This window comes from Mesorhizobium sp. P2_D1 (genome assembly GCF_056404455.1).
The window spans coordinates 56,658-72,956 of record NZ_JBFUDZ010000031.1 but is presented as its reverse complement, the minus strand read 5'-3'; the positions used below and the strand labels follow the sequence as shown (position 1 = coordinate 72,956).

Here is a 16,299-nt window from a genome sequence, read left to right as displayed (position 1 = left end):
GCCTCAGGCTGCTCGATGAAACACGTAGCCTGCCTTCGGAGCCGGAGCTGGGTACATTGCTCGGTGTCAGCCGGACGACCGTCCGCACCATCCTGGCGCGCATGGAAGAGACCGGGCTGATCGCCTGGAACAAGCGCGCCAAGACGGTGCTGCGCGAACCGCGTCCCGATGATTTCTTCCCCGAGGAAGAGACCGACACGCTGGCCGAGATCATCGAGCGGTCGTTCATGCGACGGCTGCTCGCCGGCGGCGCCGAGGCCGGCATGCAGATCAACGAGCTCGAACTGGCGCGCGAGATCGGCGTCGGCACCACTAGCGTGCGCGAGTTCCTGATCCGCTTCTCCCGCTTCGGCCTGATCGAGAAGCGCCGCAACAGCCATTGGGTGCTGAAGGGCTTCACCCGTGCCTTCGCGCTGGAACTGACCGAAATCCGCGAGATGTTCGAACTGCGGTCGGCGGCGGCCTTCGCCGCTCTGCCACAGGACAGCGCGGTCTGGACCGATCTCGACCGGCTGGAGGACGAGCATCGCCAGCTGGCGAGCGAAATCGCCACGCGCTTCAACGAATTCTCGGAGCTGGATGAGCGCTTCCATCGGCTCATCCACCGGGCGTCGCACAACCGCTTCATCGTCGATTTCTACGACGTCATCGCCATGATCTTCCACTATCACTACCAGTGGAACAAGGCGCAGGAGCGCGAGCGCAACGAGGTCGCGATCGGTGAGCATCTGGCCTATATCGCGGCACTCAAATCGCGAGACCTCGGCAAGGTCGACGCCGCCTGCCGCAAGCACCTGAAGTCGGCGCGCCAGACATTGCTGACCTCGATCCCGGAGAGCCGGCCGCCCCTGAAACCCTGATATGCCGCGTTGCCGCAGCATCGAATTGCCGATTTTCGACCTGTCCCTACCGTGATAGGTATCTCTCCGGTGATTGCTTGATGAGGCAGATCGTTTGAACAGCCGGGAGAAGCGGTGGAGCATTCTGGTCGCGCTTGTCGCGGCCCATCTGCTGCTGCTCCAGTCGACGCTCGGTGCGTTCGCCTTCGGCACTGCGCCGAATGCGTCACAACTCGATGCCTTCGGCAACGTCATCTGCACCCGTGAGGGTGCGACCCAGCTTCCCAGCGGCAACCCGCCGCCGTCGCATCTGCCGGCATGTTGCGTGCTTGGCTGCAGCATGTTTTCGCCGGCCTTTGCACCGCCGCCCGTTGCGGGGCTTGCCCTGGGCGCGCGTTCCTTTGAGGCCGTCGCCTTCGTCTTTCCGGCGGCCATCCATCTCGACTTTGCGCGTGAGCGCTCGCCGTCGAATCCGCGCGCGCCGCCGCGGACGGCCTGAGTCTGTCTGGCCGGCGGAACCTTTCGCGGGCGTACCCATCCAAACATCAAAACTGTCCGCGACCGGTAACGGCGCGACCTTCACTTCATGGAGCAACCATGTCCCAATTTTTTCGCATCGCCGCGCGTCCTATGCCCGGCAGCATATTGCGCACCTTCGAGGCGCGCCTTGGCATCGCCGTACTGGCTTTTGCGCTGTTGTTCGCCGGCGCCCAGACCGGCTTCGCGCATGGGTTCAAGATCGGCGATCTCGAGATCGGGCACCCCTGGTCACGTGCAACGCCGGTAGGCGCCAAGGTGGCCGGCGGCTATTTCACCATCACCAACAAAGGCAGCACGCCGGACCGGCTGCTGTCGATTTCCACCGACATCTCGGACAAGGCCGAACTGCATGAAATGAGCGTCAAGGACGGTGTCATGACCATGCGGCCCGTTGCCGGCGGCCTGGAGATTCCGGCCGGCGGCAAGGTCGCACTGGCGCCTGGCGGCTATCATTTGATGTTCATCGGCCTGAAACGGCAACCCAAGCAAGGCGAAACCTTCTCCGCCACGCTGACCTTCGAGAAGGCCGGCACCGTCAGCGTCGACTTCGCCGTCGAGGGCATGGGTGGCGCCACGGACGACCACGCCGATTGATCGCACCATTTCGACAAAATCTGAAATCAGAGGGACCATTATGAACAAGTACCTTTTGTCGGTCGGTGCGTTTTTTCTCCTCGGGACAAGTGCTGCTTTCGCGCACATCACGCTCGAAACCCAGGAAGCGGCCGTCGGCTCGACCTACAAGGCTGTCTTGCGCGTGCCGCATGGTTGCGACGGCAAGGCGACGATCGCGTTGCGCGTGCAGATCCCGGAAGGGGTGATCGCGGTGAAGCCGATGCCGAAGCCGGGCTGGACGCTGCAGGTCAAGAAAGGCAAGTACGACAAATCCTACCAGCTCTACGGTCAGGCGGTGACCGATGGGGTCAAGGAAGTCGACTGGAGCGGCGGCAGCCTGCCGGATGAATTCTATGACGAGTTTGTTTTCCGCGCGACGCTGACGGCCGATCTGCCCGTGGGCCAGAAGCTCTACTTCCCTGTGGTGCAGGAATGCGACGGCGCCGCCGATCGCTGGATCGAGATCCCGGCAGCAGGGCAGGATGAAGACGCCCTGGAGAATCCGGCGCCTGGCATCAAGCTGTTGCCGAAGAAATGATGTCTTTCGGCGGCGCGCTCGGTTCGCGGAATGCGCCGCCATTTCATGGCAATGGCATGGTCGCGATATCCTCACTGCGGATGATTCACATGGCCAGCAAGCTCGTCAGCCGGGTTGCCGGGGGCTTTCTGGCCATGATGATGCTGCTCATTTTCACGGCCTCGACAAGTCCGGCCTTTGCCCATGCCGCGTTGATCAAGACCGACCCGGCCGACGGTGCGGTGCTGGCACAGGGGCCGGCACAGTTCTCGCTGACCTTCAGCGAGCCGGTCTCACCGCTGGTGCTGACGCTGGTGAAGCCCGACGGCACGCCGGTTCCGCTGACCGCTTTCCGCCTCAGCGACCAGACGGTCGAAATCGACAATCCGCAGGACCTCAAATCCGGCACGCATGTGCTGAGCTGGCGCGTCATCTCCGCCGATGGTCATCCGGTCGGCGGCTCGCTGCTGTTTTCCATTGGCGCGCCAACGGAGCCGCCGGTCGCCTCCGAGGCCGTCGACTGGCCGCAGTGGTCGGCAATCTGGCTCGGCAAGGTTCTTCTCTACATTGGTCTTTTCCTTGGCGTCGGCGGCGCTTTCGCCCTTGCCTGGCTGACCCAGGGCGGGCCGTCCGGCCGGCGTTTCGTTATCGGGGCAATCCTGTGCGGGCTGGTCGCGGCCCCGCTGTCGCTCGGCTTGCAGGGGCTTGATGCGCTCGGGGCGCCGCTCTCCCATCTGGCGCAGCCGGTCATCTGGCGGACCGGGCTCGATACCAGCTTCGGCTGGACGGTGCTGGCCGCCTTGATCGCGCTGGGGCTCGGCCTGCTGTCGCTGGCCGGGCCACGCTTGGCCGCCAAGCCGGTCGCGCTGGCTGGACTTGCCGGTGTGGGTATTGCGCTGGCCGCCAGCGGCCATGCCAGTGCCGCCGAGCCGCAATGGCTGACGCGACCGATGGTGTTCCTGCACGGCGTCGGCATCGCCTTCTGGGCCGGCGCATTGATGCCGCTCTGTCTGGCGCTGAAAGGTCAGTCGGCGGAGGTCGCGCCATTCCTGCGGCGGTTCTCACGCATGATCGTGCCTGTGGTGGCCGTTCTTGTCACTGCCGGCATCGTGCTTGCCGTCATCCAGGTGCATACGCCGGCGGCGCTGGTCAACACCGCCTATGGCAAGCTGCTGCTGATCAAGCTCGGGCTGCTGGTCTTCCTGTTCACGCTTGCCGCCGTCAACCGCTGGAAGCTCACTGCATCGGCCGAGGCCGGAGCGACGGAAGTGCAGCGCAGGCTCGCCCGCTCGATCGGCGTCGAAATGCTGATCGTGCTGGCGATCTTCGGTGTTGCCGGGGGCTGGCGCTTCACGCCGCCGCCACGGGCACTGGCGATCGCCGCGGCCCAGCCGGTTTCGGTCCATATCCATGCGCTGCAAGCGATGGCGGATCTCAGCATCACACCCGGCCATACCGGACCGGTCGTCGCCTCGATGATCATCATGACCGGCGATTTCGGACCGCTCGACGCCAAGGAGGTGACGCTGGTGTTGTCGAAGTCCGATTCAGGCATTGAGCCGCTCAAACGTGCCGCGACCAAGCCCGGCGATGGCAGCTGGCGTGTCGACGACCTCGTCATCCCGGTTCCTGGCCGCTGGACGGTGCGCATCGACATCCTGGTCTCGGACTTCGAGATGGTGAAGATCGAAGCGCCTGTCGATATCAGACCGTAAAAGCTGGACCGGCAAGTGCCCCGAACTCGGCCGATGCAACACAATTCGGCGAGGCGGTTGACGCGGCCCGAAAGGCCCGTCAATCATCTCGCCGAAGAATGGGCATCCCGGCAAACCGCGAGCTCGAACCAACAAGATCCGAAAGCAGGGAAGAAACGATGGAAAAAGCCGAAATCGGCCTGATCGGCCTTGGCACGATGGGCTCCAACCTGGCGCTCAACATCGCCGAGCACGGGCACCGCATCGCTGTCTTCAACCGCACCAGGGCACGCACCGACGCTTTCGTCGAGAATGCCGGCGCGCTGAAGGACATGGTGGTGCCTTGCTACAGCCTGGAAGAACTCGCCGCCGCGATCCGACCGCCACGCCCGATCATCATTATGGTGCTGGCCGGCAAGCCGGTCGACGAACAGATCGAAGCCTTGCGTGGCGTGCTGTCGGCCAACGACATCGTCATCGATGCCGGCAACGCCAATTTCCGCGACACGATGCGGCGCTTCTCCGAGCTTTCGGGCTCGGGTCTGACTTTCATCGGCATGGGCGTGTCCGGCGGCGAGGAGGGGGCGCGCCACGGGCCGTCGATCATGGTCGGCGGCACCGAGGATTCCTGGAAACGCGTCGAGAAGGTGCTGACCGCGATCTCCGCCAAATTCAACGACGAGCCCTGCGCGGCGTGGCTCGGCACCGACGGCGCCGGCCATTTCGTCAAGACCATCCATAACGGCATCGAATATGCCGATATGCAGATGATCGCCGAAATCTACGGCATCCTGCGCGACGGCCTCGGCATGGGGCCTAAGGATATAGGCACGGTGTTTTCCAACTGGAACAAGGGCAGGCTCAATTCCTACCTGATCGAGATCACCGCCAAGGTGCTGGCCGCAGACGATCCGAAGACCGGCAAGCCGGTGGTCGACATCATCCTCGACCGCGCCGGCCAGAAGGGCACCGGCAAATGGTCGGTCATCGAGGCGCAGCAGCTCGGCATTCCGGCGACCGCGATCGAGGCGGCCGTGGCGGCGCGCGTGCTGTCGTCGATCAAGGACGAGCGGCAGGCGGCGGAAAAAGCCTATGGCAATATCGGCGTGACGAAGATTTCCGGCGACAGGGACGCATTGCTTGGAGATCTCGAACTGGCGCTGTTCGCCGGCAAGATCGCCGCCTACGCGCAAGGCTTTGCAGTGATGAGCGGCGCCTCCAAGGAGTTCAACTGGAACCTGCCGATGCCGACCATCGCCAGGATCTGGCGCGCCGGCTGCATCATCCGCTCGCAGATGCTCGACACCATGGCCGAGGCGTTTGGTTCCGGCGGCGCATCGACCAATCTTCTGATGGCGCCGGCCTTTATCGCCCTGATGCAGGAAGCGCATCCGTCGCTGCGGCGTATCGTGGCAAGGGCATCGGAGGCAGGCTCGCCGGTGCCGGCGCTGTCTTCCGCACTTGCCTATTTTGACAGTTACCGCCAGGGCCGCGGCACCTCGAACCTGATCCAGGCGCAGCGCGACTTCTTTGGTGCGCATGGCTTCGAGCGTATCGACGGACCGGGCGCATTCCACGGGCCGTGGGGCAGCGGTGCGGCTGGCTGAAAAATGGCTAATCCAGCGAGCGCCGATAGGCCAGGACCTCGCTCGGTACGCTCAGGCTCTGCAGCGTGCCGGGCGCGGCGCCGCCGATCCAGCCGAGAACGGAGCGGGCGAGTTCGGAGCCCGCCAGCCGGAAATTCTCGTTGACGACCAGCAATTCCGTGCGAAACAGATGCAGCAGGTCCGACGATTGCTTGGACACGACATCGACGTCACGGCCAAGCTTGAGGCCGGCATCCTCGATGCCGGCGACGATGGCCAATGTCGCGGCGGCGGCGCTGCTGACGAAGCCGTCCGGCCGGTCTTCGCGGCGCATCACTTGCGCGGTGCGCATTCTGATCTGTTCGATCGTATGGTCGATAGAAACGGTGTTGAAGGGAATTTCGCTGGCGCCGACCTCGCTCAGCGCATCGGCAAAGCCGTTGACGGTATGACTGTGGTAGGTCAGCCCGACGGGCGGTGACAACAAAGCGAGCCGGCGGCGGCCGATGCCGGCCAGACGACGCACGGCTTCCACCGCAAAAGCGTAGTTGTCGAAATCATGATAGGGGTGGACCAGCCCCATATCGGTGCGGCCATGCGTGGCAAAGGGAATGCCGTGCTCCAGCATGTAGCGGGCCCGTGGGTCATTCGGCTGCGTGCGTGAGATGATGACGCCGTCGGCGGAGCCCGTCTCGACCAAGTAGCGTATGGGGTCGAGCGGATCCTGCGAGCGCGAATAGGGCGTAACGACCAGGTGGTAGGGTGTGTCGGCAATGACCTCCGAGACGCCGTAGATGATGTCCGAGACGAAGCTCATGATCTCGCGTTCGGTGTTGAGCACGAGGCTGATGACATTGGTCCTGCCGGTGCGCAGGCGTACGCCGGCGCGGTTCGGCCGGTAGCCGATCTGCTTGGCGACGAGTTGGACACGGCGCCTTGTTTCGGCACCGATTTCCGGGGCGTCCTTCAAGGCCCGCGACACGGTGGTGACGCCGAGCCCGGTCATGAAGGCAAGCGTCTTCAAAGTCGGCCGCCCCTGCGCCAACGCCTCTTCGTTGTTTTCCGTACGCCGTCTGTCCATTCGTCCCGCCCGTCAGGCGCATAGCAGCCGCAGGCCGGATCGGCAATCGCCGCCACAGCGATACGGTATGCGTTCCAGCCCCGGCAAGCGTCAATATACTGAAACGTTACAGATTGCCAATATCGAGTTGCCGCCACTCGCGGCGAGGCCGACGGCTGTCTTGCGGAAATCCATTGGGATTGCAGAAGAAATCGCTTTTGTCACTGCCTTTGCCGGCTTTCACGCGCAGTTTGATGTCTTGCAGTGCAGCGATCCATGCTGCGGCGCATATAAAAGCGATTGCTCATGTGAATTTGTTCGCGGCTCGAAAAAATGTCGAACTCGTTTCGTAGTTGGGGGTTGCGCAGGTCACGCAATTCCCGTATCGAAAATCTGTAACGTTTCAGATTCTGGGAGGAACCGAAATGCGATACAGACTTTTGACCGCTGCGCTGGCAGCGACGGCTACTCTGCAATTTGCCGGTCCGGCCGCGGCGACGGACCTGGAAGTGATTCACTGGTGGACGTCGAAGGGCGAGTCGGCGGCGGTCTCGCAGTTCGCAAAGGCCTTTGACAATGACGGCCACGGCGACCGCTGGGTGGACAGCGCCATCGCACTCGGCGAGACCGCCCGATCGACCGTCATGCAGCGCGTGCTCGGCGGCGATCCGCCCGGTGCCGCTCAGTTCAATCCCGGCCGGCAGTACGAAGAACTGATTTCGGGCGGCAAGCTGCTCGACCTGACGGACGTCGCGACCGCCGGCAAGTGGGATGAGGTCATTCGCCCGAAGGCGATCGGTAGCGCCTGCCTCGTTGACGGCCACTGGTGGTGCGTTCCGGTCAACATCCATTCGAATTACTGGGCCTGGTACTCCAAGCCGGTGTTCGAGAAAGCGGGCGTGCCGGAGCCGAAGAACCTGGCCGATTTCCTCGCGGCCGCGCCGAAGATCAAGGAGGCAGGCCTCATCCCCTTCGCCATCGGCGGCGACGGAAACGGCTGGCAGATTCAGTTGCTCTTCCAGGACATGGTTACCGAGGCTCTCGGTGTCGCCCAGCGCGACAAGATGTATACCACCAAGAGCGCCGAAATTGCGGGCAGCCCAGAGATGAAAGGCGTCTTCACGCAGTTGAGGGCCCTGAAGCAGTTCACCGACAACGGCTACGCCAACCGCAACTGGAACGACACCACCAACCTGGTGATCACCGGCAAGGCCGGACTTCAGGTGATGGGCGACTGGGCGCGCGGCGAATTCGCGGCCGCCGGCATGACCGGAGTCAAGGATTTCGGCTGCATGATCGGCCTGAACGAGGCCAAGCCGGTGGTCAGCACCGACGGCGACATCATCCTGTTCTTCAAGCAGAACAATCCGGATGTCGAAGCAGCGCAGAAACGTCTTGCGGCGCTGCTGATCAGCCCGGAGGTCCAGGTCGCCTTCAACAACGCCAAGGGTTCCATGCCCGTGCGTGGCGATGTCGACATGTCGACAGCCGACCCGTGCATGCAGAAGTCGCTTAAGGCGGTGGAGGACCCGGCCAACATCGTCACCGCGACGAACCGGTTCATCACCGAGAACACCAATCAGCAGCTCAATGAGCTCGTCGCGCAATTCTTCGCAGACGACTCCATGACGGCTGACGACGCCACTGCGAAGTTCGCCACGATCATCGGCAATTCCGACTAGGAACCGATCACTACCCCGAGGCGCCGCCCTTACAGCGGCGCCTCGGTCGCGTCCCGACCCGACAGGAAGCTCTCTTTTTTCTCGGCAACGGGCTGACAATCGCAGGACGGGAAGCTGCGGCGGTCTGAAGCCAGGTGGTTCGGACAACGCTGACTTTCACGTCGGCAAACGACCCTCAAGGCGTCGGTGGAAGCGGAGAAAGACGGACGATGCAGAAGAGCTGGAGGCACAGATTTCACCTGCCTGCCGTCATCGGGACGATACCGATGATTCTCGTTGCCCTCGGCGTGTTCGTGATCGGCATCGGCTTCTCGGTGCTATGGTCCTTCACCAGTTCGAAGCTCTTCCCCACCTACGATTTCGTCGGTCTGGCGCAGTACAGGCGCCTCTGGGCCGACAACCGCTGGCTCGTGTCGGTCAACAACATCTGGTTCTTCGGCCTGATGTCCATCACCTGCAACATGGTGTTCGGCTACCTGCTCGCCGTTTTCATGGACCAGCGTATCCGCCAGGAGGACCTGTTCCGCTCGATCTTCCTGTATCCTTTTGCCATGTCGCTGATCGTCACCGGACTCGTGTGGCAGTGGGCGCTCGACCCCAACCTCGGCCTGCAGGAGGCGCTGCGCAACTGGGACTGGTCGAGTTTCAGCTTCGCCCCGCTGGTCAGCGCCGAGACCGCGCTGTACGCACTGGTCGTGGCGGGCATCTGGCAGGGCTCGGGCGTGACGATGGCGATCCTGCTTGCCGGCCTGCGCGGCATTGACGAGGATATCTGGAAAGCCGCGAGGGTCGACGGCATCCCGACCTGGCGCACGCACGTTTCCATCGTGGCGCCGATGATGAAGGGCGCCTTCGCCACCGCCTTCGTTCTCCAATGCGTAGGCGTGGTGCGCGTCTACGACCTGGTCATTGCCATGACCGGCGGTGGGCCTGGCATCGCCACGTCCATGCCGGCAGTCTACGTCATCCAGCTCATCACGGTTCGCCAGAACGTCGGCCAAGGCATGGCTGGGGCAACGATGATGCTGCTGCCGGTCCTGATCGTACTGGCTTTCAGCGGAATTCTACTATGGCGGCGAAATCGCCTGCGGGAGGCGGGCGCATGACCGTCGGACAGATCACCGCAATTCAACCGCCCCGGGAAGCGTCGCATCAGGCTGGCGTGGCGCCCTTCGGGCCGAAACCGCGACGGATATCGGCCGGCCGCATCGGCATCTATGCTTTCCTGGTCGTTGCGGCCCTCTTCTTCCTCATCCCCGTCTACATCATGATCGTCACCTCATTGAAGGGGATGCCGGAGATCAGGCTGGGACATCTTTTCAACCTTCCGGGCGAGCCGACCTTTCAACCCTGGGCCGATGCCTGGCTCCACGCCTGCACCGGTCGCGATTGCAACGGCCTCAGTCCAGGCTTCTACAATTCGGTGAAGATCACCCTGCCCAGCGTGATCATCTCGATCATCTGCGCGTCGATCAACGGTTACGCGCTGACCTTCTGGCCATACAAGGGCGCCAATCTGCTCTTCGGGTTGCTCGTGTTTGGCGCCTTCGTGCCCTATCAGGTCGTGATCTATCCATTGATCATCGGATTGAGCTCGGTCGGGCTGTTCGCCTCGCTTCCGGGCATCATCATCGTGCACACCATCTTCGGAATGCCGATCCTGACGCTGCTGTTCCGCAATTTCTACGCCGCAATACCGGTCGAGCTGTTCAAGGCAGCGCGTGTCGACGGTGCGGGTTTCTGGCGCATCTTTTTCTACATCATGCTGCCGATGTCGGTGCCGATCACCGTCGTCGCCGTCATCCTGCAAGTTACCGGCATCTGGAACGACTTCCTGTTCGGCATCGTGTTTGCCGGGCGGTCCAACTGGCCGATGACGGTGCAGCTCAACAATATCGTCAACACCACCACCGGCGTGAGGGAGTACAATGTCAACATGGCGGCAACCATTCTGACGGCTGCGGTGCCTCTGCTCATCTACTTCATCTCCGGACGATGGTTCGTGCGCGGCATCGCCGCTGGCGCGGTGAAAGGCTAGTGGATATGGCGCAGAACGGTACCAGCGTTTCGATCCAGGATTTGTCGCTGAGCTTCGGTGTGGTGACCGTACTGGAGACACTTAATCTCGATGTCGCCGAGGGCGAATTCATCGTGCTGCTCGGGCCCTCGGGCTGTGGCAAGTCGACCTTGCTCAACTGCATTGCCGGCCTGCTCGACGTCTCCGAAGGCAGCATCTTCATCAAGGGCAAGAACGTCACCTGGGAAGAGCCCAAGGATCGCGGCATCGGCATGGTGTTCCAGTCCTATGCGCTCTACCCGCAAATGACGGTGGAGAAGAACCTGTCCTTCGGGTTGCGTGTCGCCGGCACGCCGAAGGACGAGATCGCCAAGCGGATCGCGCGGGCGGCCGAGATCCTGCAGATCGAGCCGCTGCTGCAACGCAAACCGGCAGCACTGTCCGGCGGCCAGCGCCAGCGCGTGGCAATCGGACGGGCGCTGGTGCGCGATGTCGACGTGTTCCTGTTCGACGAGCCGCTGTCCAATCTCGACGCCAAGCTGCGCGCCGAGCTGCGCGTCGAGATCAAGCTGCTGCATCGCAAGCTGCAGAACACGATGATCTATGTCACCCACGACCAGATCGAAGCGATGACGCTGGCCGATCGCATCGCGGTGATGAAGGGTGGCGTCATCCAGCAGCTCGATGCGCCACAGACCATCTACAATCGCCCGGTCAACCGCTTCGTCGCCGGCTTCCTCGGCTCACCCGCGATGAACTTCATCGACGGGCAGGCCGAGACCGGCGCCACCGCGGCTTTCAAGACCGGAAATGTATCCATACCGCTCGCCCGCTACGCTTTCGACGCAGCGGGTAACAGCAGCGGCCCTTGCGTGTTCGGTATCCGACCCGAGCATGTCGCCCTTGGCGAGGCGGCAAATGCCATGCCCTTTGCCATCGATGCCGCCGTCGAGATCGTCGAGCCGATGGGCTCCGACACGCTGGTATGGACGAAGCTCGGCGGTCAGAATTTCTCCTTCCGCGTCGAGGCGGAAAAGACGCTGCGCAATGGCGAGCCGATCCGGATCGGCTTTGATCCTGCCCGCGCCTCGCTGTTCGACAGCCAATCCGGCAACCGCATGTAGCTCCCAAGCCCTACTCCTCCCCAAGCAGAACGGACAGAGACGATGAACTGGTCATTCCAACTTTACAGCGCCCGCAATTTCCAACCCTGGGAAGGCGTCCTCGAGACGCTCGGCAAGGTCGGTTACACCCAGGTCGAAGGCTTCGGCGGCGTCTATGATGATCCCAAGGCCTTTCGCGCCGAACTCGACAAGAACGGGCTCGCCATGCCGACCGGGCATTTCTCGATCGACGCGCTCGAGAACGATTTCGACGGCGTGCGCAAAATTGCCGACACACTCGGCATCACGCTGCTCATCTGTCCTTTTCTGATGCCCGACCAACGCCCATCCGATGCCGCCGGCTGGCGCGGCTTCGGCGAGCGTCTGGCAAAGGTTGACGACGCCGCGAAAAAGGCCAGCTACGGCTTTGCCTGGCACAACCATGATTTCGAGTTCAAGAAACTTGCCGACGGCTCGGTGCCGCAGGAGCTTATCCTCGCGGCAGCGCCAGACATCGGCTGGGAAATCGACGTCGCCTGGGTGGTGCGCGGCGGCGACGATCCGCTGGCGTGGATCGACAAATACGGTAAGCGCATCAGCGCCGTCCACGTCAAGGACATGGCCAAGCCTGGCGAGGGGCTGGACGAGGATGGCTGGTCGGATGTCGGCCATGGCACCATCGACTGGGCCGGCCTGATCAAGGTGCTGCGCGCCAAGAGCGGCGCCCAATACTACGTCATGGAACAGGACAACCCGAACGACATCGAGCGCTTCGCCCGCCGCTCGATCGCAGCCGTCAAGACCTACTAGGAGCAATCAGCATGGCAAAGAAACTTGGCATCGGCGTTATCGGCTGCGGCAACATCTCGAAGGCGTATTTTTCGCTGGCGCCGCTGTTCCGCGGCATCGAGATGCGTGCCTGCGCCGACATCAACATGGAGGCGGCGAAGGCGCGGGCAAAGGAGTTCAAGCTGCGCGCCGAAACCGTCGATGATCTGCTCAAGGCCGACGACATCGACATCATCGTCAACTTGACTATCCCTGCGGTGCATTTCGAGGTGTCGAAGCAGGTGCTCGACGCGGGCAAGCACGTCTACTCGGAAAAGCCCTTCGTGCTGTCGGTCAAGGAAGGGCTCGACCTGAAGAAACGCGCCGAGGCGAAAGGCCTGCGCATCGGTTCGGCGCCCGACACGTTCCTGGGCGGCTCGCATCAGCTGGTCCGCGACCTGATCGACACCGGCAAGCTCGGCAAGATCACCAGCGGCACCTGCCACGTCATGGGCCACGGCATGGAGCACTGGCACCCAAATCCAGACTTCTTCTTCCAGCCCGGCGCGGGACCGGTGCTCGACATCGGGCCATACTACATCACCAATCTGATCCAGCTGATCGGACCGGTGAAGCAGGTGGCGGCCTTCGCGTCGACGCCGGCCAAGGAACGCACCATCAGCTCAAAGCCGCGCGCGGGCGAAAAGATCCCGGTTAACACGCCGACGACCATCCACGGCCTGCTAGAGTTCGAGAACGGCGCCGTGSTGACGCTGAACACCAGTTGGGACGTCTGGGCGCATGGCCACGCGCCGATGGAACTCTATGGCGAGGCGGGCACGGTGTTCGTGCCGGATCCGAATTTCTTCGGCGGCGACGTGCGCTTCACCGAAGACAGCAAGCCGGTCAAGAAGCTGCCGAAATGGGAGCACCCGTTCGGTGTTCCCAACGAGATGCATTCGCAAGGCATGATGGCCAACTACCGCACGGCCGGCCTCGCCGACATGGCGGTGGCGATCGCGGAAGGCAGGCCGCACCGCTGCTCGATGGAACTGGCACTGCATGCCGTCGACGTGATGACTGGGCTGTTGCGCTCAGGCGAAACCGGCAAGTTCGTCGCCATGCAGACCAGTTGCGAACGGCCGGCCGCACTTGGCGTCAAGGAGGCCAAGGCGCTGTTGGCGAAGAAGAAGTAGACCAGGCACCCAACCCTCTCCCCGTTCCGGCCGGGAGGGGGTAAGGGTGGGGGGCAGAGCCGACTCGCCGCGCTGTCGCGATGGCAGCCGACTGGCTCGCTTCCATTTGAGGATTTTCCCATGCCCTACATCCCCGCCGAAAACCGCTACGAGAACATGATCTACAACCGCTGTGGTCGCTCCGGCCTGAAGCTGCCGGCGATATCGCTGGGGCTGTGGCACAATTTCGGCAATGACACACCGCACAAGACCAAGCAGGCGATCGTGCGCCGGGCCTTCGACCTTGGCATCACGCATTTCGACCTCGCCAACAATTACGGTCCGCCGCCCGGCTCGGCCGAGACCGCTTTCGGCGAAATCCTGCGCACCGACTTCGCCGGTTACCGCGACGAGCTGATCATCTCGACCAAGGCCGGTTACGAGATGTGGGCCGGTCCCTACGGCGAATGGGGCGGGCGCAAGTACATACTGGCCAGCCTCGACCAGAGCCTGAAGCGGATGGGGCTCGACTATGTCGACATCTTCTATTCGCACCGCTTCGATCACGATACGCCGCTGGAAGAAACGATGGGCGCACTTGACCATGCGGTGCGCTCGGGCAAGGCGCTCTATGCCGGCATCTCGTCCTACAATTCGCAGCGCACGCGCGAGGCCGCCGATATTTTGAAGCAGCTTGGCACGCCTTGCGTCATCCATCAGCCGAGCTATTCGATGCTCAACCGCTGGGTGGAGGAAGACGGCCTGCTCGATACGCTCGAAGGGCTCGGCGTCGGCTCCATCGTGTTCTCGCCACTGGCGCAAGGCATGCTGACCGACAAATATCTCGGTGGCATTCCCGAAGGCAGCCGCGCCTCCCAGGGCAAGTCGCTGAAGACAGCCTTCATCAACGACAGGACCATCGCCAACATCAAGGCGCTCGATGCGATCGCCGGCAAGCGTGGCCAGACACTGGCGCAGATGGCGCTGGCCTGGGTGCTGCGCAAGGGCAAGGTGACCTCGGCGCTGATCGGTGCCAGCCGGCCGGAACAGGTCGAGGACTGCGTTGGCGCGCTCAAGGTGCTTGACTTCAGCGATGCCGAACTCGCCGAGATCGATAGCTATGCGCGCGAGTCCGACATCAATTTGTGGGCGGCTTCAGCCGAGCGCAAAGGTCCACCGAGAAAGTAAGCTCGGTAAGCCGGCAAATAAAAACGGCGGGACCTCTCCCGCCATTTTTCATGTGAGGCGAATTGCCTTCGCTTCAGGGCGTGGCTGGTTTCTGGGCGGTGCCTAGCCCTGCCTTGGGCTTTGCCGGCGCCGGCGCTGGCGTTTTCATTTTCGTCTCGATCCAGCCGGTGTAGTTGGCCAGCCGTGTGTAGATGCCGTACGCGTCCTTGTGGCCGCAGGCCGCACTTCCGTCCGCCGGACCTTCGCCCCAGCTGACGACGCCGACCTGGACCGGACCGTCGGCGCCGGTCATGAACAGCGGACCGCCGCTGTCGCCGTTGCAGGCATCGCGCACGCCGCTGGTGGTGCCGGCGCAGATCATGTTGCCGGTCAGCGGGTCTGTCATGTCGGCGGCAATCGCATTGGCGGCAGCGTCGATGCCTTTTTCCGAATAACGCATGCGGTGGGACAGATCGCCAAGTGCGGCCTTCAGATCATGCGCATAGATGGCCTTGATGCCGCTGTTGCAGGCGGTGTTCGGCTGCAGGTCGAGGTCGGCAACCATCAGCGTGGTCGGAAAGGTGCCATCCTGCATCTTGCCCCAGCCGGTGACAGTGGTTTTGCCGGTGTCGGGTGTGGCGTCATGGGTGACCTTGATGGTCGGCGCATCGGCCGGCTCTGCAAGCCGCAGCAGGCCGAGGTCGTTGTCAAGCGTTTGCTCGCTGTAGGCCTCGTTGACGACGACCTCCACCACCTTGTGGCGCTTGCCCTCGCTGAGATCGGTGGCGCCGGTCAGCACGGTGACGGCGACGGGCGAAATCGGCTGGCCCTTGTCGTTGAGGCAGTGGGCCGCCGTCAGCACCCATTGCGGCGCGATCAGGCTGCCGCCGCAGAATTGCGCATTGGCCTGCGAGGCCGGGTTCTCGTCCAGCCTGTCGGTGGTGAGCAGCGCGACCTGAAACGGATAAGCGCCCTTTTCGGCCTGGTTGCCGCCATAGACGCGATCGGCACCCCCGGGATTTTCCGCCGCAGCCTTGGCCTTGGCATCCGCAACGCGTTTCATCGGCGAGACCGCCGCTTCGGGCCTGGCGGTGTCATCCGCCTGGCTGGCGCTGACGGTGGCAAGAGCCGAGGCGATGGCGAGCGCCGACGCGGAGACGATCGGCCTGAACCGATGGATGATGTGCACCTGAAATCCTCCTGAGACACGTTCCCGAACGAGCCACTCCGGCGCATGATCAGCGAAACAGTCGCCAGCAAACCGGCGTCGCTTCGCGGATCGCGTTCCCGTGCGGAACCCGTTCAAAACCCTATAGCCCCCCACGGGCTACGTGGAAGCGATTTGTCATTCCAATGTTGTATTAATTTAGGCAGTATACCGGCGCGGGTGTCTTTGGCGGGGGCCTTCGACAGACCGCGTGGGGTGATGATCAGGTTCAGGCGCCGGTAACCAAACTCATTTTTCGGCTTCACCACGATCTCGACAATATTTCTGTATTTTGATCAAGTCCTTGCTGACTTTTGGGAGAGTCTCAC

General features: G+C 63.0%; 15 protein-coding genes. 13 read left to right on the top strand and 2 right to left on the bottom strand.

Going from position 1 to position 16,299, the window contains the following annotated elements:
• The 6 genes from AC1D0I_RS21430 to gndA all read left to right on the top strand — a co-directional run.
• A partial coding sequence (locus AC1D0I_RS21430; RefSeq protein WP_477397552.1) for a GntR family transcriptional regulator occupies positions 1-860 on the top strand: 860 nt, incomplete at its 5' end.
• A gap of 121 nt (positions 861-981) precedes the next feature.
• Positions 982-1,338, top strand: coding sequence for a DUF2946 family protein (locus AC1D0I_RS21425; RefSeq protein ID WP_477397558.1), 357 nt, complete (start codon positions 982-984; stop codon positions 1,336-1,338).
• Positions 1,339-1,436: 98 nt separating this feature from the next.
• Positions 1,437-1,973: a copper chaperone PCu(A)C gene (locus AC1D0I_RS21420; RefSeq protein ID WP_477397550.1), complete on the top strand. Its 537-nt coding sequence runs from the start codon at positions 1,437-1,439 to the stop codon at positions 1,971-1,973.
• A 40-nt stretch (positions 1,974-2,013) separates the two neighbouring features.
• Entirely contained in the window at positions 2,014-2,532 is a 519-nt protein-coding gene (locus AC1D0I_RS21415) for a YcnI family copper-binding membrane protein (RefSeq protein ID WP_477397548.1), read from the top strand.
• 89 nt (positions 2,533-2,621) lie between these two features.
• Complete coding sequence (locus AC1D0I_RS21410; RefSeq protein WP_477397546.1) at positions 2,622-4,226, top strand: copper resistance CopC/CopD family protein; 1,605 nt, start codon at positions 2,622-2,624, stop codon at positions 4,224-4,226.
• Positions 4,227-4,384: 158 nt separating this feature from the next.
• Positions 4,385-5,812 carry an NADP-dependent phosphogluconate dehydrogenase gene (gene gndA / locus AC1D0I_RS21405; protein WP_477227876.1) on the top strand — a complete coding sequence of 476 codons (1,428 nt, stop codon included), beginning with the start codon at positions 4,385-4,387 and terminating at the stop codon, positions 5,810-5,812.
• A 7-nt stretch (positions 5,813-5,819) separates the two neighbouring features.
• On the opposite strand, the gene AC1D0I_RS21400 is transcribed toward gndA, so the two are convergent.
• Positions 5,820-6,872 carry a LacI family transcriptional regulator gene (locus AC1D0I_RS21400; protein WP_477397544.1) on the bottom strand — a complete coding sequence of 351 codons (1,053 nt, stop codon included), beginning with the start codon at positions 6,870-6,872 and terminating at the stop codon, positions 5,820-5,822.
• 404 nt (positions 6,873-7,276) lie between these two features.
• Here AC1D0I_RS21400 and AC1D0I_RS21395 point away from each other — a divergent pair, with 404 nt between their 5' ends.
• The 7 genes from AC1D0I_RS21395 to mgrA all read left to right on the top strand — a co-directional run bounded on the left by AC1D0I_RS21395 (position 7,277) and on the right by mgrA (position 14,784).
• Entirely contained in the window at positions 7,277-8,533 is a 1,257-nt protein-coding gene (locus tag AC1D0I_RS21395; protein ID WP_095084758.1) for an ABC transporter substrate-binding protein, read from the top strand.
• 209 nt (positions 8,534-8,742) lie between these two features.
• Positions 8,743-9,639, top strand: coding sequence for a carbohydrate ABC transporter permease (locus AC1D0I_RS21390; RefSeq protein WP_477397542.1), 897 nt, complete (start codon positions 8,743-8,745; stop codon positions 9,637-9,639).
• Positions 9,636-10,571 carry a carbohydrate ABC transporter permease gene (locus AC1D0I_RS21385; RefSeq protein WP_477397540.1) on the top strand — a complete coding sequence of 312 codons (936 nt, stop codon included), beginning with the start codon at positions 9,636-9,638 and terminating at the stop codon, positions 10,569-10,571. The genes AC1D0I_RS21390 and AC1D0I_RS21385 overlap by 4 nt, the downstream gene beginning before the upstream one ends.
• Positions 10,572-10,576: 5 nt before the next feature.
• The gene (locus tag AC1D0I_RS21380) at positions 10,577-11,674 is read left to right on the top strand and encodes an ABC transporter ATP-binding protein (RefSeq protein WP_095084756.1); all 1,098 of its coding nucleotides are present in this window, start codon (positions 10,577-10,579) and stop codon (positions 11,672-11,674) included.
• A 42-nt stretch (positions 11,675-11,716) separates the two neighbouring features.
• On the top strand, positions 11,717-12,463 hold the full coding sequence (locus tag AC1D0I_RS21375) for a sugar phosphate isomerase/epimerase family protein (RefSeq protein WP_477397538.1): 747 nt from the start codon (positions 11,717-11,719) through the stop codon (positions 12,461-12,463).
• An 11-nt stretch (positions 12,464-12,474) separates the two neighbouring features.
• Positions 12,475-13,617, top strand: a complete 1,143-nt coding sequence (locus AC1D0I_RS21370) for a Gfo/Idh/MocA family protein (RefSeq protein WP_477397536.1) — start codon at positions 12,475-12,477, stop codon at positions 13,615-13,617.
• 120 nt (positions 13,618-13,737) lie between these two features.
• Complete coding sequence (mgrA, locus tag AC1D0I_RS21365) at positions 13,738-14,784, top strand: L-glyceraldehyde 3-phosphate reductase (RefSeq protein WP_477397534.1); 1,047 nt, start codon at positions 13,738-13,740, stop codon at positions 14,782-14,784.
• A gap of 73 nt (positions 14,785-14,857) precedes the next feature.
• On the opposite strand, the gene AC1D0I_RS21360 is transcribed toward mgrA, so the two are convergent.
• Complete coding sequence (locus tag AC1D0I_RS21360; protein ID WP_477397532.1) at positions 14,858-15,952, bottom strand: S1 family serine peptidase; 1,095 nt, start codon at positions 15,950-15,952, stop codon at positions 14,858-14,860.
• Positions 15,953-16,299 lie beyond the last annotated feature (347 nt).